This is a genomic window from Providencia sp. Marseille-Q8014 (assembly GCF_965112055.1).
On sequence record NZ_CBCOPT010000001.1, the window covers coordinates 2558109 to 2581858 of the forward strand.

General features: G+C 41.0%; 24 protein-coding genes and 1 other annotated feature. Of the genes, 3 read left to right on the forward strand and 21 right to left on the reverse strand.

Features of this window, described 5'->3' with window-relative positions:
- Window positions 1–25: 25 nt before the first annotated feature.
- From ACWPW6_RS11240 to btuC, 11 genes are all read right to left on the reverse strand, one after another.
- Window positions 26–1042, reverse strand: coding sequence for a lipoate--protein ligase (locus tag ACWPW6_RS11240; protein ID WP_249998867.1), 1017 nt, complete (start codon window positions 1040–1042; stop codon window positions 26–28).
- A gap of 74 nt (window positions 1043–1116) precedes the next feature.
- Complete coding sequence (locus ACWPW6_RS11245) at window positions 1117–1605, reverse strand: C40 family peptidase (RefSeq protein WP_154623366.1); 489 nt, start codon at window positions 1603–1605, stop codon at window positions 1117–1119.
- 99 nt (window positions 1606–1704) lie between these two features.
- The gene (gene arnF / locus ACWPW6_RS11250) at window positions 1705–2103 is read right to left on the reverse strand and encodes a 4-amino-4-deoxy-L-arabinose-phosphoundecaprenol flippase subunit ArnF (RefSeq protein WP_196713016.1); all 399 of its coding nucleotides are present in this window, start codon (window positions 2101–2103) and stop codon (window positions 1705–1707) included.
- Window positions 2100–2447 (reverse strand): 4-amino-4-deoxy-L-arabinose-phosphoundecaprenol flippase subunit ArnE, encoded by a 348-nt coding sequence (gene arnE, locus ACWPW6_RS11255; RefSeq protein ID WP_154623364.1) that lies wholly within the window; start codon window positions 2445–2447, stop codon window positions 2100–2102. The genes arnF and arnE overlap by 4 nt, the downstream gene beginning before the upstream one ends.
- Entirely contained in the window at window positions 2444–4102 is a 1659-nt protein-coding gene (gene arnT / locus ACWPW6_RS11260; protein ID WP_163862041.1) for a lipid IV(A) 4-amino-4-deoxy-L-arabinosyltransferase, read from the reverse strand. Before arnT ends, arnE begins: the two co-directional genes overlap by 4 nt.
- 7 nt (window positions 4103–4109) lie before the next feature.
- Window positions 4110–5003: a 4-deoxy-4-formamido-L-arabinose-phosphoundecaprenol deformylase gene (gene arnD / locus ACWPW6_RS11265; RefSeq protein WP_154623362.1), complete on the reverse strand. Its 894-nt coding sequence runs from the start codon at window positions 5001–5003 to the stop codon at window positions 4110–4112.
- Window positions 5003–6985 (reverse strand): bifunctional UDP-4-amino-4-deoxy-L-arabinose formyltransferase/UDP-glucuronic acid oxidase ArnA, encoded by a 1983-nt coding sequence (gene arnA, locus ACWPW6_RS11270; RefSeq protein ID WP_154623361.1) that lies wholly within the window; start codon window positions 6983–6985, stop codon window positions 5003–5005. The genes arnD and arnA overlap by 1 nt, the downstream gene beginning before the upstream one ends.
- On the reverse strand, window positions 6985–7977 hold the full coding sequence (gene arnC / locus ACWPW6_RS11275; RefSeq protein ID WP_163862047.1) for an undecaprenyl-phosphate 4-deoxy-4-formamido-L-arabinose transferase: 993 nt from the start codon (window positions 7975–7977) through the stop codon (window positions 6985–6987). Before arnC ends, arnA begins: the two co-directional genes overlap by 1 nt.
- Window positions 7977–9122, reverse strand: coding sequence for a UDP-4-amino-4-deoxy-L-arabinose aminotransferase (gene arnB / locus ACWPW6_RS11280; RefSeq protein ID WP_154623360.1), 1146 nt, complete (start codon window positions 9120–9122; stop codon window positions 7977–7979). The genes arnC and arnB overlap by 1 nt, the downstream gene beginning before the upstream one ends.
- A 130-nt stretch (window positions 9123–9252) precedes the next feature.
- A complete protein-coding gene (locus tag ACWPW6_RS11285) occupies window positions 9253–10029 on the reverse strand; it encodes a vitamin B12 ABC transporter ATP-binding protein BtuD (protein WP_231131755.1) in 777 nt (258 codons plus the stop codon).
- Between the two features lie 2 nt (window positions 10030–10031).
- The gene (gene btuC, locus ACWPW6_RS11290) at window positions 10032–11033 is read right to left on the reverse strand and encodes a vitamin B12 ABC transporter permease BtuC (RefSeq protein WP_196713014.1); all 1002 of its coding nucleotides are present in this window, start codon (window positions 11031–11033) and stop codon (window positions 10032–10034) included.
- Window positions 11034–11153: 120 nt separating this feature from the next.
- On the opposite strand from btuC, the gene ACWPW6_RS11295 reads away from it, so the two are divergent.
- Window positions 11154–12152: a Rho GTPase-activating protein gene (locus tag ACWPW6_RS11295; RefSeq protein WP_249998869.1), complete on the forward strand. Its 999-nt coding sequence runs from the start codon at window positions 11154–11156 to the stop codon at window positions 12150–12152.
- Between the two features lie 246 nt (window positions 12153–12398).
- On the opposite strand, the gene ihfA is transcribed toward ACWPW6_RS11295, so the two are convergent.
- The 8 genes from ihfA to thrS form a co-directional block, all read right to left on the reverse strand.
- A complete protein-coding gene (gene ihfA / locus ACWPW6_RS11300) occupies window positions 12399–12695 on the reverse strand; it encodes an integration host factor subunit alpha (protein ID WP_004263721.1) in 297 nt (98 codons plus the stop codon).
- A 4-nt stretch (window positions 12696–12699) separates the two neighbouring features.
- Window positions 12700–15087 carry a phenylalanine--tRNA ligase subunit beta gene (gene pheT, locus ACWPW6_RS11305; protein WP_249998871.1) on the reverse strand — a complete coding sequence of 796 codons (2388 nt, stop codon included), beginning with the start codon at window positions 15085–15087 and terminating at the stop codon, window positions 12700–12702.
- A 14-nt stretch (window positions 15088–15101) separates the two neighbouring features.
- Window positions 15102–16085 (reverse strand): phenylalanine--tRNA ligase subunit alpha, encoded by a 984-nt coding sequence (pheS, locus tag ACWPW6_RS11310; protein ID WP_154623356.1) that lies wholly within the window; start codon window positions 16083–16085, stop codon window positions 15102–15104.
- Between the two features lie 123 nt (window positions 16086–16208).
- Window positions 16209–16333, reverse strand: a sequence feature (Phe leader region).
- An 89-nt stretch (window positions 16334–16422) separates the two neighbouring features.
- Entirely contained in the window at window positions 16423–16779 is a 357-nt protein-coding gene (rplT, locus tag ACWPW6_RS11315; protein WP_004263714.1) for a 50S ribosomal protein L20, read from the reverse strand.
- Between the two features lie 42 nt (window positions 16780–16821).
- On the reverse strand, window positions 16822–17019 hold the full coding sequence (rpmI, locus tag ACWPW6_RS11320; RefSeq protein ID WP_004263702.1) for a 50S ribosomal protein L35: 198 nt from the start codon (window positions 17017–17019) through the stop codon (window positions 16822–16824).
- Window positions 17020–17111: 92 nt separating this feature from the next.
- Complete coding sequence (gene infC / locus ACWPW6_RS11325; protein ID WP_163863602.1) at window positions 17112–17651, reverse strand: translation initiation factor IF-3; 540 nt, start codon at window positions 17649–17651, stop codon at window positions 17112–17114.
- A gap of 441 nt (window positions 17652–18092) precedes the next feature.
- Window positions 18093–18632 carry a translation initiation factor IF-3 gene (gene infC, locus ACWPW6_RS11330; RefSeq protein WP_163863604.1) on the reverse strand — a complete coding sequence of 180 codons (540 nt, stop codon included), beginning with the start codon at window positions 18630–18632 and terminating at the stop codon, window positions 18093–18095.
- 3 nt (window positions 18633–18635) lie between these two features.
- Window positions 18636–20564, reverse strand: a complete 1929-nt coding sequence (gene thrS, locus ACWPW6_RS11335) for a threonine--tRNA ligase (protein ID WP_163862056.1) — start codon at window positions 20562–20564, stop codon at window positions 18636–18638.
- Between the two features lie 555 nt (window positions 20565–21119).
- On the opposite strand from thrS, the gene ACWPW6_RS11340 reads away from it, so the two are divergent.
- Window positions 21120–21755, forward strand: coding sequence for a lytic polysaccharide monooxygenase (locus tag ACWPW6_RS11340; protein WP_154623354.1), 636 nt, complete (start codon window positions 21120–21122; stop codon window positions 21753–21755).
- 314 nt (window positions 21756–22069) lie between these two features.
- The gene (locus ACWPW6_RS11345; protein ID WP_154635597.1) at window positions 22070–22267 is read left to right on the forward strand and encodes a hypothetical protein; all 198 of its coding nucleotides are present in this window, start codon (window positions 22070–22072) and stop codon (window positions 22265–22267) included.
- Between the two features lie 59 nt (window positions 22268–22326).
- Here the strand turns inward: ACWPW6_RS11345 and ACWPW6_RS11350 are convergent, their stop codons facing one another.
- Together ACWPW6_RS11350 and ACWPW6_RS11355 are read right to left on the reverse strand one after the other, a co-directional pair.
- Window positions 22327–22926, reverse strand: a complete 600-nt coding sequence (locus ACWPW6_RS11350) for a LysE family translocator (RefSeq protein WP_154623091.1) — start codon at window positions 22924–22926, stop codon at window positions 22327–22329.
- 307 nt (window positions 22927–23233) lie between these two features.
- Window positions 23234–23683: a methyltransferase family protein gene (locus ACWPW6_RS11355; protein ID WP_249998873.1), complete on the reverse strand. Its 450-nt coding sequence runs from the start codon at window positions 23681–23683 to the stop codon at window positions 23234–23236.
- Window positions 23684–23750 lie beyond the last annotated feature (67 nt).

The window sequence follows — 23750 nt, forward strand, 5'->3', positions numbered from 1 at the left end:
ACCGTTAACGAAAGGTGAATTTTATTTAGCTTAACTCGTGTATTAACCAACCTTCTAGGTCTGAAATTTGTTCAGCCAGTTCAGGCCACATCTGACGCATTTGTACAATCAGTTTACGGACAGTGTCAGTTTGATAAACTTGTTCGCTCAACTGCTGACTAAGCCATTCTAACGGTGATGGTTCAAGACTATCCGTGAAAAATTGGCAACGTTTAATGACCCCTTTCTCGATATCAAAATGAAACTCAATACCTCCCCAAGGGAAACGAGTATCACTGTAGTGAGTAAAAGCGGGGGCTTGCCCAAAATTCCACTCCCAACGACTTTGTTTCGCAAAAGTGTCACTAAAATTGGGTAAATCTGGCAGTTTTTCAGGGGAAATAAATTCAGCGTCAACAGTTACGCCGTAATAATCGAAGAAACTTTGTATAATGCCTTCACACACCTTTTCATGGCTAATATCCGCGACCAATTCGCACAAATTAGCCACTCGTGAGCGAACCGAGGTGATCCCTTTCGCCTGTAATTTTTTGGGATCGGGATTGAGGTAATCAGCTAAACGGTTTAAATCTGAATTAATTAATAAAGTGCCATGATGAAAGCCTCTATCTTTTGTTTCACGGTACGCTGAGCCGGAGATTTTACGCGGCCCATCAATCGTATTTAAGATTAAATCATTGCGTCCAGAAACTTCAGCGTCGATCCCCACACGCATCAAACCATCAACAATAATTTTTGTCGATATACTTTTATCATATTCAGGTTTGCCCGCCATAAAGGTGAAACAGGTATTGCCTAAATCCTGAAAAACAGCCCCTCCTCCACTACTACGGCGAGCTAAGCGGACATTATCTTCTTCCATACGACGCGTGTTACATTCTTTCCATGGGTTCTGCGCGCGTCCAATGACGACGGTATCCGCATTGCGCCATAAAAACATGACCCGCTGGTCTGCTGGCATTTGGCGAAAAATAGTTTCTTCTACAGCAAGGTTAAACCAAGGATCGAACGATTCAGATATCAATAAACGTAAGCTAGACATAGTGCTACCTTAAAAGCAAAATTTGCTCTTAAGATAGCATAAATGAAGATAAAAATGAGGCAATAACAATGAAATCAGATGCGGCGAGCTTGCCAAAACACTTTTCGCCAATAGACGTTATCCATTGAAGAACGGATGACACCTTTACTGGTTGAAGCGTGAATAAAGGTATTATCTGTATCATAAATCCCAACATGTAAGCCATTTTCACCTGAACCGGTTTTGAAAAAAACCAAATCACCTGGCATTAAATCTGATTTATCAATACGGGTACCTAATCGGGTTTGATCTATCGTGGTACGGGGTAATTGAATGGCAAAACGATCATTAAAGGTTCGATAAACAAAACCAGAGCAATCAATACCGCTTTGACTCATCCCACCATAGTTATAAGGCGTGCCATACCACTGTTGTAATTGCTCCTTAAGTTGAGCAATTGTCATAATGGGATCCGATAATTGTGTTTTTAATGGCGGGGGCGGCGTCTTTTTTACCGATGTAGACGAACAGCCGATTAACACCAATGAAAACAATAATGGTAGATACTGCCATTTTATTATCATGCTGCACCCTGTGAATAAATCAGTGACATGTTTAATTTATTATCATAGCCGCTGAAAGATGAAAAATAAATAATCAGAAGTTTAAACTACCTCATTCTATTATTGAGACTTTGCTTTCACAGGTCGACTAATCAACCAGACGCCCAGAATAATAAAAGCAATTCCCCCTGCTTTTAGCCATGTCGCAGGCTCATTATACCAAGGCAAAATAACGGCTAATAGATAAACAAAAACATAGCTTAAGCTAATCAATGGATAGGCTTTATTAAGTGGAATTGATTTTAATGCCAATAGCCAACACAGCATCGATAAGGCATAACAAACTAAACCAACGCATACAATACTCAGATTAACCACATTGGCGATTAACCATTCGAGCTGCAACCAATGCCAGCCTAAAGTAAATGAAGGCAATCCCACAACGCCAGCTTTTAAGCTTAATTGTGCAATCGTGACTAATAGTGCGCTACCTATTACCCAAAAATAGCCTTTATTCATCCACTTATACTCATCAAGAAAATACCAAACATAATTGCCGCTACCCCTAACCAATGATTAAGACCTGTAGGTTCATGGTAAACAAATTGGCCAATTAAGGTAACTAACACAAAATTAATACTGAGCATAGGGTAAGCAATACTGAGTGGCATGCTTTCCAGTAGTTTTAACCAAAACAACATACCTAACCCAAGCATCAATACTGCTAGCAGCAGCCAACGAATGGCTGCTGCTGTTTTATTATGTTTATCACCTTGCCAGCAGACAACGGCTTGTTTTTGTGCAATTTGCCCAAGACACGTTAGTACGCTGACGAAAAGCAATAGGAATAATTGTGCAATCATTGTTTGTGATATACCACTATCGCAATACGCGAATTACTAATGACTTCATCAGGTTTAGGAATGTCAGGTAATCCCTCTTTACGGCCGAGCAAGAAGACGACCGTTACTTGACCTTCTTGACGCGCTTTTGCTAGCCAAGCTGCAAATTGATCCGGTTTCACCAAACGATGTTGACTGTCTGGATACTCTAGGCCATAAGTCAATTCACCACTGCTATTATACAAGTAAATATTTGAGTTTTTAGTTTCCCAAGCCAGTCCAGCCGCAATACCAACGTTACTTGCCATTAAGTATTTGCTATCCATCAATAAATCATGATGCTTATGAATAAAACTTTGTGGCAATTTTGAATTAATGGTGTTGTTTGGCAGAGCACTACCGATACATAAGCTTACTGCGAGTGAACAAGATGCAGCCCATAACCAATACTTCGCATTTAACACGGTACATAGGTAACCAATGATGCCCCAAATGGAGAAAGCAACGATACCAAGCACCATTTTCGACCACTCATCCGCTTCATACAAAGGACGCTTAATCACCGTTCCCGCCACAATAATTGCGATCACTGCTAGAACACCAATTGCAACATTGATGATCCCATTGGCTTTTAAAGCTTTCATTTTACCGCTACGCACACAATCCACACCATATTTGGCCATAAGTAATGCGAGCGGAGCCATAAATGGCAACATATACGTAGGAAGCTTACCGCGCGAGATACTGAAGAAAATAACTGGCACAATAAACCAACAAAACAAGAAAAACATATCTGGATTGGATTTACGCTCTTTCCAACCTTTAATTAGCGAGCCTGGTAGCAGACCAGCCCAAGGGATACTTCCTAACAGGATAATAGGAATGTAATACCAAAATGGGGCGATATGCTGAGCATCATCAGCGGTAAAACGCTTAATATGTTCTATCCAAAAGAAGTAATTCCAATAATCAGGCTCTTGCTTAGCAATAGATAGTGCCCAAGGTAAGCTAATGATTACTGCGGAAATAATCGCCAATGGCCCATACTTCACCATCTCTAAGAAGCGTTTTTGATAAAGGGTAATCGGTAACATCACAATCACAGGAATCGCTAATGCTAAGAAGCCTTTTGTCATAAAGGCCATCCCACACGCTAAACCAAGGCATATCCAAGCGCCTAGTTTTTCTTTTATCCCTCTCGCCTTCATCGCCCATAGGCAACAGTACATACTTGCCGCAATCCACAATGATAACATCGGGTCGAGTACACTGTATGTTCCTACGGCAAATACGAGAAACATAGACACATAGATGAAGCTGGCAACATAAGCTACATGATTGTTACGCCACATCATTTTTGCCATGCGATAAATCAGTAGCGCACTGAGCAAGATACAGAATACTGAACCAAAACGAACCGCAAAGTTAGTATCACCAAAGATCATTTGGCTGATATTGTTAATCCAATAGCCCGCAACAGGCTTTTCAAAATAGCGTATATCCAGCATATACGGCACGATCCAATCACCGCGTTGCAGCATTTCACGGCTAATTTCTGCGTATCGTGTTTCGTCTGGTTGCCAAAGTAAACGGCTATTTAACGGTAGCAAATAAGTTAAGATAAAAAAAAGAGCCAGCAGAGAGGCTCCTACTTTGCTCGCTCGGTTATTCAACATGCTTATACTATCCCTCTTCTTGGCAGCCAAGCCAGCCCTCACGCCCTGGGAATGGTGCACGAACCACTTTTCCTTTAGGCAGTGTGTTTATGTCTTCTGGCAGTAAATCACTCAATGTACAGAATTGGATTTCTTCTTGGGCAATTCGTTCCAATAATTGTGAAAATTGTTGTGATTTCGACATCCCTTCAACTTCGGTATGAATGGTGTAAACAGGCACACCTAGATCATCTTTAATGGCCTGTAGGATAAAATCATTAAAATCCTCATCACTCACAACAGTCCCAACAACTTCATCATAAGTGGGTAATGTGACAGGAATTTGTACTGTACCTATTGAACCATCTCGTAAAACAGGTCGAAATGGGTATTTACCACGACAGTCACTGTTGTAGTGAAACCCAAATTTTTGTTTAACTTCCAAGACACGCTCATCACCTCGCCACCCTGCAACAGCCGAACAGGTCACTGGTTGCCCAATCGCTTGCTGCAATGCATCGACCCCCAATTTAACTTGCTCAGTCAATTGAGCATCGCTCCATTTGGCGACTTTAGCTTGCCAACCTTGATGATCCCAAGCATGTAATCCAACCTCATGGCCTTCATCTAAGGTTTGTTTCATTAAATAGCCTAAATCTTTAGCTATTTTTTTGCCGGGCCACGCCGTACCCGCAAGTAAAATATCGAGTCCATATAAAGAAGCTGCATTCGACCTTAGCATTTTCCACAGGAATTTAGGACGCAAAAGGCGCCATAAATGGCGCCCCATATTATCGGGTCCTACACTGAAGAAAAAGCTGGCCTGAATATTATGCTGTTTAAGCACTTTGAGTAGCTGTGGTACACCTTCTAATGTGCCTCGATAGGTATCCACATCAATTCTCAAGCCAACTTTTTTCATTAGTTCTTACCTAATTCTTCCACTGCACCTTGCAAGAAGAAATCCAGCGTTTCTTCAATGGTATCTTTCATGTCAATGGTTGGCACCCACTCTAGCAGGCGACGCGCATTTTCAATACTTGGTTTACGATGCTCAACGTCTTGATAACCTTTACCATAGTAGCTGCTACTTTCAATTTCACGGAAGCCCGCAAACGGAGGGAAGTGGCCACGTAATGGGTGATTTTCAAAGCTTTCAAGCAACATTTCCGCTAACTGACGAATGCTCGCTTCGTTCGTTGGGTTACCGATATTGATAATCTGACCGTCACATTTACCATCTTTGTTTTCAATGATACGGAACAGTGCTTCAATACCATCTTTAATATCAGTAAAGCAGCGTTTTTGTTCACCACCATCCACCAACTTGATTGGCGAACCTTCAACTAAGTTCAAAATAAGTTGCGTGATAGCGCGTGAACTACCGATACGAGCCGAATTCAAGCTATCTAAACGTGGTCCCATCCAGTTAAATGGACGGAATAGTGTAAACTTCAAGCCTTCTTTCGCACCGTATGCCCAAATCACTCGGTCTAACAATTGTTTAGACACGGAATAGATCCAACGTTGTTTGTTGATTGGGCCAACAATCAAGCGTGATTCGTCTTCATCAAACTCTTTATCATCACACATACCATAAACTTCAGAGGTCGATGGGAAGATAATACGCTTGTTATATTTCACACAGTAACGCACAACTTTCAGGTTTTCTTCAAAGTCTAATTCAAAGACACGCAGTGGGTTACGCGTGTATTCAATTGGCGTTGCAATGGCCACCAGCGGCAAAATGACATCACATTTTTTGATGTGATATTCAATCCATTCAGTATGAATGCTGACATCGCCTTCAATAAAGTGGAAACGTGGGTTACCAATGAAACGATCAATCGCCGATGAACTGATATCCATACCGTAAATATCATAATTATCATCTTGCAATAGACGCTCAGTTAAATGGTTACCGATAAACCCGTTAACACCAAGAATCAGAACACGCTTACGACGCTTGATTTGAGCGGTTGGCTTCGGTCCTACACGAACATCGGTGACGATGCCCATTTCGTTCGCCAGACGGTTTCCTTGCATATATAAGCCGGAATCGCCTTGTCCGCTAACGACTTCAATCGCACCTTCACCACAAGCGATACGCAGAGGATCGCTTGAGAGTACCGTTCCCGCACGTTTACCTTGATTGTCATCTAATACACGGGCACGCCAAATAACCATTTTACGCTCACCTAAATAGGTGAATGCTCCTGGATATGGTTCAGTCACTGCACGAACTAAGCAATCAATCTCTTTTGCAGAACGATTCCAATCGATCAAACCATCTTGCGCAGTACGACGACCAAAATAGGTTGCTTGGCTCTCATCTTGAGCGATCGCTTTATAGCTGCCCGCTTCAATTAATGGTAATGTTTTGTCTAACAAAACTTCAGCAGCTTCACGAACTTTTGCATGTAAAGTCAATGCGGTATCTGTGTCAGTAATCGCGACTTTTTCTTGCGCAATAATGTCACCAGCATCCGCTTTCGCAACCATTTTGTGTAATGTGACGCCAGTTTCTTTCTCACCGTTCAATAGCGCCCAGTTAATAGGTGCACGGCCACGGTATTTAGGTAATAAAGAACCATGTAGGTTAAATGCACCCTTAGGAGCGAGAGCCAACAGTTCTTCACTCAACATATCACGATAATAGAATGAGAAAATCACATCTGGTTTTAATTCACGAATACGTTCAATCCACAGTGGATGGTTCACGTTTTCTGGCGCGTAAACAGGAAGTTCCATGTCTGCGCTGACACGCGCTACTGAAGAGAAAAAGTGGTTTTCGTTAGGATCATCAGTGTGAGTAAAGACTGCCTGAATGTCGAAACCTGCTTTTTTAAGCGCTTTCAGCCCTACACAGCCAATATCATGATAGGCAAAAACAATAGCTTTCATTAGTTTTCTTCCTGATTTTTGTCAGTCTTATCACTAGCACCGACGACTTTTTGAATAAAATAACGGGGTCTCGCGCGCACATCATTATAAATTCTGCCGATATACTCACCTAGTAAGCCCATCGCGACAAATTGTGCACCGATAAACATAAACAGTATGGCGAACAGTGTGAATACGCCGTCGGCAGCCCAAGTTGCACCGAAGAGTAGACGTAATACAATTAACAACACTGCTAGCAAGAAACCACCGACTGCAATAATACTACCAACGACACTTAACAAACGTAGAGGCGCCGTTGTTAAACAAGTCAGTAGGTCATACATTAAATTAATCAGCTTCATAAAGCTGTATTTTGAATCACCAAACTCACGTTCAGCATGAGCGACATCAATTTCAATGGTTCTACGCGCAAACGTATTTGCTAAAATTGGAATAAATGTGCTTCTTTCATGGCATTGCAACATCGCATCAATAATGTGACGACGATAAGCGCGTAACATACAACCGTAATCGCCCATTGAGCGGCCAGTTGCTTTCGTGATCATCGCATTAATCATTTTAGATGCGGTTTTACGGAACCAAGAATCCTGACGATTTGCTCGGCGCGTACCAACTACATCATAACCTTGAGCCGCAGTTTGGACTAAACGTGGGATCTCTTCTGGAGGGTTTTGCAAATCTGCATCCAGAGTGATAACTAAATCACCATCTGCCTGATTAAAACCAGCCATAATTGCAGAGTGCTGCCCATAATTACGATTCAAAATAATCGCGATAACGTGGTTATCAGGATTTTCTGCCGCCTCAGTTAACATTTTAGCTGAACGGTCGCTACTGCCATCATCAACTAAAATTAACTCATAATCTTGCGTAAGTTGTTTACATGATTTAATTGTACGCTCAAGTAACTGAGGAAGACTTTGCTCTTCATTATAAACAGGGATTACAACAGAGACCTTTTTGATCTCTTCAAATTCATCTACAAATGACACTATTTTGACTCCAAAAGGATTTCATTTATCGCTTTAACAACCCGGTCAACATCTGCATCAGACATATCAGGGAAGAGAGGCAGAGAACAAAGCGTCGCGGTGTTCCATTCTGACTCTACAAGTGAGAGTTGCGGATATTTCTCACGGTAATATTTCTGTGTATGTGCTGCACGGAAATGCAAACCTGTACCGATATCATACGCTTTCAATTTTTCCATAAAGCTATCTCTATCAATACCACAGACATTTTTATCAACACGCACCATAAATAAGTGATTGGCGTGTAAATGCGGGTATTCAGGAACTGAAAGCATTTGCAATGGCGAATTTTTCAGCGCTTCACGGTAACGTGCCACCAATTGTGCGCGTCGTTGATTCATCTCTTCAACACGGGACAACTGAACAACAGCTATCGCAGCATGAATATCAGATAAATTATATTTTAGACCGGGTTCAACCACTTCGGCTTGTGGTTTTCGTCCTTGCATTTGTCTATCAAAAGCGTCAACACCAAGTCCATGGAATTTCAATGTACGAACACGTTGCGCCAGCTCGTCGTCATCAGTAACAACAAGACCACCTTCTGCACAGGTGACATTTTTAATGGCATGGAAAGAAAAAATGGCCGTGCCGTGTTGACCAACCCATTCCTCTTTATAACGGGTGCCGACCGCATGGGCAGCATCTTCAATTAATGGAACCCCCGCTTTTTGCGCAATAGCGCGTAAAGCGTCGAGATCACAAGGAGCACCTGCATAATGCACAGGAATTATCGCTTTCGTTTTCGCAGTGAGCGCTTTTTCTACCGCGTCAGGTTGCACCATTAGTGTATCACGGTCGACATCGATCATAACCGGTGTCGCACCTAGTAACTCAATCATATTGAGGGTGGATACCCACGTTTGTGAAGGCGTGATAACTTCATCGCCGGGACCAATCCCCAATGCCATTAACACAACGTGCATACCCGCAGTGGCTGAAGCTAATGCTATGGCATGCTTGCAACCATAACGCTCACAAAAATCTTGCTCTAACTGGTGGTTCTGAGGACCCGTAGTGATCCACCCCGAACGCAGAACTTTCTCTACTGCCTTAACCTCTTCGTCACCGATTGCCGGTTTTGAAAACGGAAGGAAATTGCTCATATAGTTTGCAGCCTAATTTTTTTATTAAGAAGAGAGTATTCTAGTCAAAGTTACTTTAACCGAACATCAACACCTGAAAACATTTATTATTACATAAAGCATAACCAAACAGACGATTAAAACAATTTTTCTACTCATCGTCAAAACTAATTACTCGCCAACTTTTGGCATCATTATTTGTGATTAAACTTATTTTACTTGCAAATATCTCAGATAAATTAACCTCAGTCATAACTTGCTCAGGTTTACCTGAAAAAATAATTTTACCTTCTTTTAACATCCAAATTCGGTTGGCATGTTGATAAGAGTGGCTAAGGTTATGACCACTCATTATAACCGTTCCTTGGCAATCACAAAAATATTTCGCCCATTTATCGAATCTGGATTGTTGAATAATATCCAAATTGTTCGTTGGCTCATCAAATAGGATAAATTTTCCACTTAAATCTTGACGATCCCAAACTTGCAAAAAAGTTGCAATAATACGTACTCGCTGCCACTCACCACCTGAAAGTTGTGCAATAGGTTTCATGAGCAACGATGTTAACTGAAAATCTCGGCATAGTTCCTCAAACAGTGCAATTTGATAATCCGTTGACGAATGGAAAAGGGTTAAATATTGAAACACCTTTAAAATAGGCTGTGTCGCAACTTGCTGAGGAAAATAGGCTCGCTGTTGACGTAGATCTTGAGTTCGATACTCTTTAAGTGCCCTACCATTGATATTTAACTGACCTGTAAAATTCAAAAAACCGCTCATCCCATTCAACAGCGTACTTTTACCAGCCCCATTTGCGCCGAGTATATGGATTTGCTCACCCGGAAATACGGATTCATTAATATTGATAAGTCGATGGTCTATTGAAAATTGAATTAGCTCAATGGTGGGTTGTTCATTCATGCTCATATTTATCGCCATTGGTTATTACGCGCTAAAAGCCAAATAAAAATAGGGGCTCCTAAGGTTGCCGTTATCACGCCAATTGGCACTTCGGCATTAGCAATTAATATTCGGGACAAAATATCGGCTAATAATAACCCGCCTGCCCCCGCAATGGCACATCCTGGTAATAATGTGCGATTATCCGTCAAGCCAATTAAACGTAAAACATGTGGGATCACCAAACCGACAAAACTGATAGCCCCTGCAATAGCAACACTCAATCCAATTAAAACCCCTGTTACTATAATTAATACAAGGCGCCAACGATGATGAGAAAAACCAAGTTGATAAGCTTGTAACGAACCGAGGGACAAATAATTAAGTGTATTACCTTGGCAAATAGCCCATAACAAAAAAGGAGCACATGCCACAATTAATCCAAATTGACGCCAATCGATACCGCTAAAACTGCCCATCATCCAATAAAGTAGCTGACGCAAATCCAAGTTACTACTCATGTAAACCATCCATGTCATGATGGCACCGCATATTACGCCAAGGGCAACCCCTACAAGCAACAAGCTACTATTATTAAAATGTTTTACACGTGCGAAAAAAGATAATAGTAAGGTTAATAATAATGCACCAATAATGGCACCAACACTGATTAACCCATACTGAGTGATGCCATGGGATAATAAGACGGTCAATACGACTGCTACCCCCGCCCCATTACTGATACCCAATAGCCCTGGTTCCGCCAATGGGTTTTCAAATAGGGCTTGCATAATAGCCCCCGTCACCGCCAAAGATGCACCAATCGTAATAACAGCCAATAAGCGAGGAAAACGAATTTGCCAAACAAATAATTGCGCTGCCTCTTCACGCCATTGATGAGGCCATAACCACACTTCCCCCGCACAAAGAGAAAATAGTGCGATCACTATCAGCAATAGCCCTAGTACAGCAATACGTCGGCAGTCTGTTTTACGCTGTTTGGCCTGTAAGTATTCAACCGATTGATTCATTTAAAAATTATCTGATTTTTCCAATGGATTAAAGGATTATAGCTTTTTATGAAAGCAAAACCAAAGCAACGATTTTATGCTCCAGCTTAGTTCTAAGATCATTATTAAATAAGGTATTATATGGCTATAAAAACTTCAAACACTCCAATAAATAACCCCGTATCGTTGATTGAACCCGTCTTTCATCATGAGCAAAAAGGCTTTCTGGCTTCTATTCGCAAGATCATTAATTGTTGTAAAAGTTACTTTGGCATTCCTGCTCAATATCAGCATGAGTTAATAGAACAAAAAAATAAATCTATTGAGCCAATAAGTATCAAAAGATTAGATATACAGGAGCAAGAATCTTTGTTGCCACCTTCGCATTATAAAACATTTGATGAATTACAAGAGATGGAATCAAGAATAACACAACAACAAACAGCAAAACGGATTGAAAAACAGAATGTATGCGCTATCAATGAATATATTGGTATCGCTTATGAAGATCGCCTTAAATACCAACAAATTAATGAGATTGGTACGGCTATTTTATCTCATCCAAATTACTTACATGAAACAGGACCCTTTCGAATCTCAGGCAACAAACAGAGAGTTGAAATAATATTGCAGCATCTCGCTAGTAATAAATCTATTGATTCCTTTTTTATTCAACAAAATAATATTGAAGTATCTGATCTAACATCAGCATATAAAAAATTAGTTGGCAACGTGTTAGATGGCTCATCGAGTGAACGAAAAACATTATCGACTCTCTTCACAAAATATCATGATGCCGTCGTAAACAAAGCCACCGTTAAACGTTTTATTGAAACAAAACCAACATTAGCAACAAACGAAAATCATATTTTAGCCGTTTCTGATACAAAAATTGCAGACTCACTGCCACCACTAAAAAAACAGCCATTGATATTACAAATAGCAGTACCTCTGCTGATCGAAATTGGCCGTCATGCAGAAAAACACCAGATGACCCCAGAAAATTTATCGATTGCCTTTGCCCCGACTCTCGATAGAACCGATTATTCTAAAACAACGGGAAATCCGCTTGATCAACTCAAACAAATAGAACTTGCACAATTACCGATTCATTATTTTAGCGCATTGTTGCATAGATAGACGTCTGAATATAAATTTTTGCACCTTTAAATCTATAGCTACCGATACCATTGGTAGCTATTTAAAATATCGATAAATACATTCGTGTTATCCATTCTCAATAACCTCTAACGATTTTTTAACTGACCGTCTGAAAGTCCTCTTCTGCCTCAATATAGATAGATAAAATTTATTGAGATAATGCTTTGCTATTAAAAAAACAAAAGACCGCCTAGGCGGTCTTTTATTAGCACTGCAAGTTTGCAATTACTCTTTCGGTGTTGCTTTTTCCACACGGCTTTTCAATTTTTGGCCAGGGCGGAAAGTAACAACACGGCGTGCAGTAATTGGAATATCTTCCCCAGTTTTTGGGTTACGTCCGGGACGTTGATTTTTATCACGTAAATCAAAGTTACCGAATCCAGATAATTTTACTTGCTCACCATTTTCTAAGGAAAGGCGGACCTCTTCAAAGAAAGTTTCCACAAGGTCTTTAGCATCACGTTTGCTAACACCCAGTTTTTCGAACAAATTTTCTGACATTTCAGCTTTAGTAAGCGCCATAGGTTTAGTCCCTCAAGGAGGCTTGGAATCGCTGTTTTAACGCAGCAACACACATATCAACGGTCGCGGTTATCTCTTCTTCTTCCATGGTACGAGCGGTATCTTGGAAGATGAGACTGATAGCAAGACTCTTGTAACCATCTGCTATCCCTTCACCACAATACACATCAAACAAGTTTATGCCAACTATATGATTTATGCCAACTTTTTTACACTCTGCCAGAACATCTGCGGCGGCAACGTCTTCTGGCACAACAACAGCGATATCACGGCGGTTCGATGGATAGCGTGAAATCGCCTTTGCATCAGGGATTACACGTTCTGTTATCGCATCACAGCGAACCTCAAAAATCACTGTACGACCATTTAAATCAAGTTTACGTTCTAACTCAGGATGAACAACACCAATGATACCAATATGTTCATTTTCCAGATAAATCCCAGCACTTTGTCCAGGATGCAACGCTGGATGTGCCTCAGGTTTAAATGTAATTTGATTCAGTTTGCCAGTCAATTCTAAAACAGCTTCGAGATCACCTTTTAAATCAAAGAAGTCCACAACTTGCTTATCTAATGACCAATGTTCTTCGAATCGATTTCCCGCGATCACGCCCGCCAGCATGGTTTCTTGGCGTATTTGATATTCTGCTTGATTATCAGGGATAAAGCGTAGGCCTGTTTCAAATAATCGAATTCTATTTTGCTGACGATTTTGATTATAGACGACGGTTGTCAAAAGTCCGGTTAACAGCGACAAACGCATCGCTGACATATCCGCTGAAATTGGGTTTGGTAACACTAACGCTTCTTGTTCAGGGTGAAGCAAGGCTTGTACTTTAGGGTCGACAAAACTATAAGTAATCGCCTCTTGGAAGCCACGGTCAACCAACAGCGCTTTGATACGCTTAAGTGGCAGTTTAGCCTCTTTGTGTTCGGTCATGACAAGATCGGCACGTAACGGTACATCAGGAATATTGTTATACCCATATACCCGTGCAACTTCTTCGACCAAATCTTCTTCAATCTGCATATCGAAACGCCAGCTAGGTGCAACAACATCCCAACGGCCTTCAGACACCGCAACTTGGCAACCTAATCGCGTCAAAATATCGGTCACGACATCATCGGCAATAACATAACCAATCAATCGATCGAGTTTATTGCGTGTTAACGTAATATTTGCTGCTTTTGGTAAATATTCTGCATGGGTCACATCGATAATTTCACCGACTTCCCCACCACAGATATCTAAAATTAATTGTGTCGCACGCTCAATTGCTTTGAATTGCAATTCAGGATCAACACCACGCTCAAAACGATGAGACGCATCCGTGTGCAAACCATAATTACGCGCACGACCCGTAATAGATAGTGGATTGAAAAATGCACATTCTAAAAGAATATTTTTCGTTTCACTGTTAACACCAGAATGTTCACCACCAAAAATACCCGCGATACCTAGTGCTTTTTGCTCATCGGCAATGACTAATGTATCCGTTTTCAGTGTCGCTTCACTACCATCTAGCAAGACTAGCTTCTCATCCTGCTTCGCCATACGAACGACGATAGCACCGTTTAAGCGGTCAAGATCATAAGCATGCTGAGGTTGGCCTAATTCGAGTAGTACATAATTGGTAATATCAACAACCGCATCAATTGAACGGACACCACCACGACGTAATTTTTCTTTCATCCACATCGGAGTTGGTGCGGATACATCGATATTTTTGATGACACGACCAAGAAAACGAGGACAAGCTTCTGGTGCTTCAACACGGATCGGGAATGTCTCTGAAGTGGTTACTTTCACTGCGTTAATTTGCGGTTCGATCAGCTCATGCTTATTAATCACCGCAACATCACGAGCAACACCGAGAATACTTAAACAATCCGCTCGGTTCGGTGTAATGCTAATTTCAATAACACGGTCATCAAATTTCAAATAATCACGCAAATCAGTACCAATTGGCGCATCAAGTGGCAATTCTATGATACCACTATGATCATCAGAAATACCGAGCTCAGAGAATGAGCAAAGCATTCCTTCTGAAGGCTCACCACGCAATTTTGCTGCTTTGATTTTGAAATCACCAGGCAACACGGCACCTACCGTTGCAACTGCGACCTTCAAACCTTGACGGCAGTTTGGGGCACCACACACGATATCGAGTAGACGCTCACCACCCACATTGACTTTTGTGACACGTAATTTGTCCGCATTTGGGTGTTGGCCACACTCAACCACTTCACCAACAACCACACCTGTGAATTGCCCTGCCACCGGTTCAACACCATCAACTTCCAAACCGGCCATCGTGATTTGTTCAGATAATGCTTCACTGCTAATGGCTGGGTTTACCCATTCACGTAACCAAAGTTCACTGAATTTCATGAGAAAGTCCCGCCTTATTTAAACTGTTTGAGGAAACGAAGGTCATTTTCGAAGAATGCGCGTAGATCAGAAACACCATAACGCAGCATTGTAAGGCGCTCCATTCCCATTCCGAATGCAAAGCCAGAGTAGACTTCAGGGTCAATCCCCACATTACGCAGAACGTTTGGATGAACCATACCGCAGCCCAACACCTCTAACCATTTGCCATTTTTCCCCATAACATCCACTTCAGCAGAAGGCTCTGTGAATGGGAAATAGGACGGACGGAAACGAACCTGGACTTCTTCTTCAAAGAAGTTATTCAAGAAATCGTGCAATGTGCCTTTAAGGTTAGTAAAGCTGATATCTTTATCCACAATCAGCCCCTCTGTTTGGTGGAACATTGGGGTATGCGTTTGGTCATAGTCGTTTCGATAGACACGGCCTGGGGCAATGATACGAATTGGCGGTTGCTGACCGTTCATAGTACGAATTTGTACACCCGAAGTCTGGGTACGCAATAAGCGTTTAGCATCAAACCAGAAAGTATCATGGTCTGCTCGTGCTGGGTGATGAGCAGGAATATTCAAGGCATCGAAATTGTGGTAATCATCTTCAATTTCTGGCCCCGTTTCCACACTAAAGCCTAACTCACCAAAAAATTCTTCAATTCGCTGAATGGTACGGGTAACTGGATGTAATCCACCATTTTCCATACGACGGCCAGGTAATGAGACATCGATCTTCTCCGATGCCAAGCGTGCATTCAATATATCAGCCTGCATGGCTTCTTTACGCGCATTTAATGCATCTTGTACCTGTACTTTGGCTTCATTAATCACAGCCCCTGCTGCTGGACGTTCATCAGCTGGCAGATCACGCAACGTTTTCATCTGTAGTGTGAAGTGGCCACTTTTGCCTAAATATTCAACACGAACTGACTCTAACGTAGCAACATCTTGGGCCTGTTCAATGGCTGCTTTTGCCTGTGCAACCAACTCAGCGAGATGTGGCATTGTTTCCCCTTTATGACCTTCTGGTCGTTTTGCTAGTTATTCACCGATTTATTAAGTTATCACTTGCCATTCGTTAAATGGATAAGCACTTAACTGATTTTACTGCATTTTTCTTCAATCAAAAACAAAAAAGCCTCCTAGCGGAGGCTTTAGCGTAACTTTTAGTTTCTTTTCTTACGCGCGAAAGCCCCCGACATTCAGGTGCTAAAGTAAAAGAAGAAACGAAAAGCGACGATTAGCATATAATTAACTCGGTAAATAATGTGTACTATTAATGTAGTAACATAAAACAACATAAATGAAAAGAGGAAGTTACCTTCCTCTTTTCAAGCAAACATTAAGCTAAAGCGCCTTTCGCTTTTTCAACTAAAGCAGTAAATGCTGCTTTATCGAATACGGCGATGTCTGCTAGGATCTTACGGTCGATTTCAATAGACGCTTTTTTCAAGCCATTGATGAAACGACTGTAAGACAGACCGTTCTGGCGAGCCGCAGCGTTGATACGCGCGATCCACAGTTGACGGAACTGACGTTTACGTTGACGGCGGTCACGGTAAGCGTATTGACCAGCTTTGATTACCGCTTGAAATGCTACGCGGTAAACACGAGAACGTGCACCATAGTAACCTTTCGCCTGCTTCAGAATTTTTTTGTGACGTGCACGGGCGATTACACCACGTTTTGCGCGAGCCATAGCTATCTCCTATCGTCTTTAATCTTATTAACCAATGTTTACTTATGCGTAAGGCAGGCAGGCAACTACCAGACCCAGATCGCCCTTAGATACCATTCCTTTCGGACGTAAATGGCGTTTACGCTTAGTAGACTTTTTAGTCAGAATGTGACGAAGGTTTGCATGCTTGCGCTTAAAGCCACCGCCTGCAGTTTTTTTAAAGCGCTTTGCTGCGCCACGTACAGTTTTAATCTTTGGCATTTCTTTAATTTCCAACTTCGCATTGTGATAAACTACGAATTAATTAGGCGAATAATCGTGCATTACTGCACAGTTACTACTTGATGGCCTAATTATTTCTTCTTCGGTGCCAGCACCATGATCATCTGACGTCCTTCAATTTTTGAAGGGAATGACTCCACTGACGCCAGCTCATCTAAATCAGCCTTAATACGGTTAAGTACTTCCATGCCGATTTGTTGGTGAGCCATTTCACGACCACGAAAACGTAGTGTAACTTTGGCTTTGTCACCATCTTCGAGAAAGCGAATCAGGTTGCGTAGTTTGACCTGATAATCACCTTCATCTGTACCAGGGCGGAATTTAATTTCCTTCACCTGAACAACTTTTTGCTTCTTCTTCTGTTCTTTTTGAGATTTGCTCTTCTCATAAAGGAATTTGCCGTAATCCATGATACGACAAACTGGCGGTTCGGCATTTGGGCTGATTTCAACAAGGTCTACCCCTGCTTCTTCTGCTTTTTCTAGCGCATCGCGCAAGCTCATAATGCCAAGCTGTTCGCCGTCTAAACCGGTTAAACGGACTTCAGTCACACGAATTTCGTCGTTAATACGATTTGGACGTGCTGTTGGGATTCTTTTTCCGCCTTTAATACTTTATTCCTCCAACTGGATAAAGAGAATTGCTAATCTTCTCTAAAGCATACATTTCAATAATCATTAAAGGTAACATATTCAACATGTTGATTACTAAAATGTCATATTCATTTGCCTATATGGGTTCCAATCTCTACGGACCGATATGGCGATTCGACCGCGGATTTTAATGCTTATTGCCCGATTACTCAAGTAGATAATCAATTTTTTCGCATTAATCGTTGCCTTTTGTTATTACCAATAGGGCCTAACAGAACGAAATATAAACAAATAAACACGTTTTAGGTTATTTGGTCTGCCGTGGCATCGCGTCATTCAATATACCACTAGCGTATAGGCAAAAAGGCTATTAACGCCGGTACACTCAATAACCTTGCCAATGACAATAGGGCAGTATAGCACCCACTTTTACTGTGGGTGCTGGTCATTATGACTTAATTATTTTTTCTTTGGTGCTAATACCATGATCATCTGGCGACCTTCAATTCTTGAAGGGAATGATTCCACTGACGCCAGTTCATCCAGATCAGCTTTAATGCGGTTAAGCACTTCCATACCAATCTGTTGGTGAGCCATTTCACGACCGCGGAAACGCAATGTCACTTTGGCTTTGTCACCATCTTCCAAAAAGCGAATGAGGCTACGCAATTTAACTTGGTAATCACCTTCATCTGTTCCTGGACGGAATTTAATTTCCTTCACTTGAACAACTTTTTGTTTTTTCTTCTGCTCTTTTTGAGATTTACTCTTCTCATAAAGATACTTACCGTAATCCATGATTCGGCAAACAGGTGGCTCAGCATTAGGGCTAATTTCAACTAGGTCAACACCAGCCTCTTCCGCTTTAGCGAGTGCTTCACGAACACTCATTACACCGAGTTGCTCACCGTCTAAACCGGTGACACGGATTTCAGTTGCACGGATTTCTTCGTTAATACGATTTGGACGTGCTGTTGGGAGTTTTTTTCCGCCTTTAATACCTTATTCCTCCATCTGATTGAGCTGACGACTGCGAATTTCTTCCAGCAGTTTGCTTGTAAATTCATTAACATCTAGGCTGCCTAAATCTTTACCACGACGGGTACGAACAGAGACTTTACCTGATTCAACTTCTTTATCACCACAAACTAGCATGTAAGGAACACGACGCAAGGTGTGTTCGCGAATTTTAAAGCCGATTTTCTCATTACGTAAATCCGCTTTCGCACGAATGCCAACACTTTGTAGCTTGCTAACTAATTCTTGAACATAATTTGATTGAGCATCCGTAATATTCATCACAACGACTTGTTGCGGCGCTAACCAAGTTGGGAAGAAACCTGCATATTCTTCTGTCAAAATACCGATAAAACGCTCAAGAGAACCTAATACCGCACGGTGAATCATCACAGGAACGATACGTTCGTTGTTTTCACCGACATAAGATGCATTGAGACGCCCTGGTAAGAAGAAGTCCAACTGGACAGTTCCGCATTGCCAAGCACGGTCTAAGCAGTCATACAGCGTGAATTCAATCTTAGGACCGTAGAATGCCCCTTCCCCTGGTTGGTATTCAAATTCAATACCTTGATCTTTTAATGCCTGAGCCAGATCCGCTTCTGCGGTATCCCACATATCGTCAGTACCGATACGTTTCTCTGGGCGTGTAGACAATTTAACAACTATTTTTTCGAAACCAAAAGTTGCATAAACGTCATAAATCATTTTAATGCAGTTAGTGACTTCACCTAAAATTTGCTCTTCGGTACAGAAAATATGCGCATCGTCTTGTGTGAAACCACGTACGCGCATTAATCCATGCAGTGCACCTGATGGTTCGTTACGATGGCAGCTACCGAATTCCGCCATTCTTAACGGCAAATCACGATAAGATTTCAAACCTTGGTTGAAAATTTGCACATGTCCTGGGCAGTTCATTGGTTTAACACAATATTCACGGTTCTCTGAAGAGGTTGTAAACATCGCGTCTTTATAGTTTTCCCAGTGACCTGTTCTTTCCCAAAGTACGCGATCCATCATGAATGGACCTTTCACTTCTTGATAGTTATAAGCTTTTAATTTAGTGCGTACAAAGGTTTCCAATTCACGGAAGATAGTCCAACCGTCATTGTGCCAGAATGCCATACCAGGCGCTTCTTCCTGCATATGGTATAAATCTAATTGCTTACCAATTTTACGGTGGTCACGCTTAGCGGCTTCTTCAAGACGAAGCAAATAGGCATTCAATTGTTTTTTATCTGCCCATGCGGTGCCGTAAATGCGTTGCAACATTTTATTATCGCTATTACCACGCCAATATGCGCCTGCCACTTTTTGTAATTTAAAGTGATGACAGAAACGCATGTTTGGCACGTGTGGACCGCGACACATATCAATATATTCTTGGTGGTGATATAAACCAGGACGATCATCTTGACTAATATTTTGATCAAGAATTTCCACTTTATAATCTTCACCACGCGCAACAAATGTTTCACGAGCTTCAGCCCAAGAAACACGTTTTTTAATTACGTCATAATCTGTTTTGGCAAGCTCCAGCATGCGCTTTTCAAGCTTCTCCAAATCTTCCTGCGTCAGCGCATAGTCCAGATCAATATCATAGTAAAAACCGTTATCAATCACTGGACCGATAGCCATTTTGGTATTTGGCCAAAGTTGCTTAATGGCATGACCTAACAAGTGAGCACAAGAGTGACGAATAATTTCAAGGCCATCGTCATCTTTACTTGTGATGATGGATAGATTGGCATCATTTTCGATGATTTCACAAGCATCAACTAGCTCACCGTTTACACGACCCGCGATACACGCTTTTGCTAGACCTGCGCCAATATCGCGCGCAACATCCATGACAGAAACGGCATGGTCGAACTGACGCTGACTTCCATCAGGAAGAGTAATAACAGGCATTAATAAATCCTTATCAGCAGTGGTGACCCACACGAAAGATCACTTGCTTGATTATTCCAAAGTTTATAAATCAATACGTTACCTTTAATTTCTCGCTGCACAATGCGAGGTATGCACACCAGTCTGTACACAAATGACAAAAATACTATGCACATTAAATGCAACTCAAAGACAATAATAACACAGACATATTTTAAGGCGATAGAGAGATAAGATTATTAATCCATTATATAAAGCCGCTAAAAAAGATATGCCTGTATAAAAAGGTTCGAAAATTTAATCAATACTGCACAAAATTATTCAGCAACTCACCCCATTGAAAAGCGTAAATATAAAGTTGCTGATATTCATCATCGCTAGCCTAGCCGTATACTCAGCGACAAGTCAGCAAACAGTAATTATCTAACTGACATTGACTCCAAATAAATTAGGTTGTGCTTAGACAACACATAATCAGATCTGATAATCGTTAATAGTGAATTAACTCAGATAGCGTCGTTGCCAATCTTATTATCTGCACAACTTGACTTATAAGGAGCATAAGTGAGGTGTAATATGAAAAGCTTATGTAACGCTATACTATCGTTCTGTGCTATTGGTGTTATGTTACTCCTGTCGTCATCCCAAGTGAGTGCTCATGGTTACGTGTTAAGCCCTGAAAGCCGTGCTTACCAATGCTATAATGGCTATGGAAATGGCAAAGAACCAACCAACTTTGATTGTGGTATTAGAGGCACATCTGACCCACAAAGTATTGAAGGTTATAAAGGTTTTCCAGAAGCTGGCCCTCCAGATGGTCATATTGCGAGCGGAAATATTTCAACCTATTCTGAGTTGGATGTACAAACCCCAGATCGTTGGACAAAAGTTGATATGAAAACCGGCGAGAATACTTTCGTTTGGTATTTAACAATGAGCCATACATCGGCTTCATGGCGTTTTTTCATCACTAAAGCAGATTGGAATCAATCAGAAGCTTTAACTCGAGCAGCATTTGATTTAGAAAACTCTATTTGTGATCCTGAGCCAATCAGTGTGAGTGGCATTAATCCACCCACAAAAGAAAATATAGAGTTTAAATGTTATATTCCGACGGACCGAGAAGGCTACCATGTTATTCTCGCAATATGGGATGTTGCTGATACGAATAATGCTTTCTACCAAGTTATTGATGTTAATTTAAGCAATTAACGCAATAATGGCTCTCTTTATCCCTTTATTAAGAAGAGAGGCTCTTTAATTGAAGAGCCTCTCTACACTCAAGTCATGATGGATTAACCAACAGATTATCTCAGTATCGACTTAGCGTTATTGATATCCTTAAAAACTATCAATAATCAGCAATATACTTTGTCACCGTTAATTTCTTGCCGCCGCGAGATAGATCTCTATCATCGGTTTTTTATGGGGTGTTTTTATGAAAAAAATTATACTGTTACTGACTTTTTTTTGTATCAACAGCCTCTTTAGCTGATTGCCATTTAAAAAAAGCCGCTAGGAATAAAATGTTGGATCAAAAAATTGGAATCTCCGGCCGTTGTGACACACAAAAAGCAATTAAAGATCAAGCAACCAAGCAAATCGATGAACGTTTGGGTATTCATTCTCAAGACATCAAGCAAAATATCAGCGATAAAAAAGAACATATCGAGATTAAAGCCACTCGCGTTAATATCAATAAAGCTACCGACAAAACAACATAGTTTAAATATGAGTACTATTTAAACATCCCATCATGGACAATAGTACTCGTATGATTTGATTATTGAAAAAGAACAGATATTGCACTGGCTGCTAATAATAACCCCATCACTAGGTTAAATTTTTTCAATACCTGTGGATTTTTCAATCGCTCTCTTAATTCACTACCAAACATTGCCCAAATCGTCACACACGGAAAATTAATCAAACTAAAAATAATGGCGACTATCAACATGGAGCTATAAGGATTCATAGATTCTGTATACAAAGCCATCCCTGACACGGCCATCATCCAGGCTTTAGGGTTAACCCATTGAAAGAGTGCGGCTTCTAATAGGGTTAATGGCTTTTCATTACCGTCTTTCGGTGAGCCAACTGAACGGCTAATCGTCGTTTTCCATGCCAGCCACAATAAATAAATAATGCCTATATATTTCAGAATATTGTAAACCACTTCTGAAGATTGAATTAAGGCCCCTACGCCTAGGCCAACAGCAACCAACATCACAAAAAAGCCAAGGGATACCCCTAAAGCATGCGGCATAGTCCGTTTCAATCCAAAGTTCATTCCTGACGCAAGCAACATAATATTATTGGGTCCAGGCGTGATGGAGGTTACGAAAGAAAACATCGATAAAGATAAGAAAGTTTCAATATTCATAGTGTGTGCATCTATTGAGCAAATTATTAATAAAAAATAACCACAGAACCTTTACTCAATGCAGCAACTTTTATCCCGCTGAATACTGAGTAACTCGCAGTGTAAAGCGGTTTGATTTCAACTTTTTTATCTCTACGTGCGCATGCTTAGCTTAACCCCATTAATTCACAAACAGATATAACTGGTCATTGCTTTTTCTACCTATCTATAAATCAAACTATGTGGTCAATCGCGATATATTTCTCTAGCTGTCATAAAGAGAGATAATATTTAGTCGCTATTTTAGTCACGATTCTATTGTGTATGGTTACAACCAGCGCCGAGTCTGTTGGCGATAACGTTGCCACTCTGCTTTAAAGTGTTCCGCTAAACATTTTTCTTCTTGCGGGATGGTATACAAATCGGTGATTAACCAAAACACTAGGCCAGACACCAAAAAATAGGGGGATTGAGTGAATAGCGCTAAGCTAACGCACATTGAAGTAAAAGCGAGATAGAGAGGGTTGCGAGAAAATCTAAATGGGCCTTCGGTAATTAAAGCTGTCGCAGGGCTGATAGGATTAGGAGACGTTTTGAAACGATAAAAATAATATAAACTGGCGGCTATCCATCCAAAACTTTCTAAAGCAACTAAGATACCTAGAATCCCCGTCCAACCAGAAAAACTCCACGCCAATATGTTTTTTGCGTAGAGCGCATAGAAGGCAATTGTGTTTAAAATTAACCAATTTAAGAAGGGTAATCTAAATATGCTCATGACAATCTTCCTGAATCAACCTAGCATACGTAGACTAACATAAATCAATTAGCTTGTTTTAAGTCGC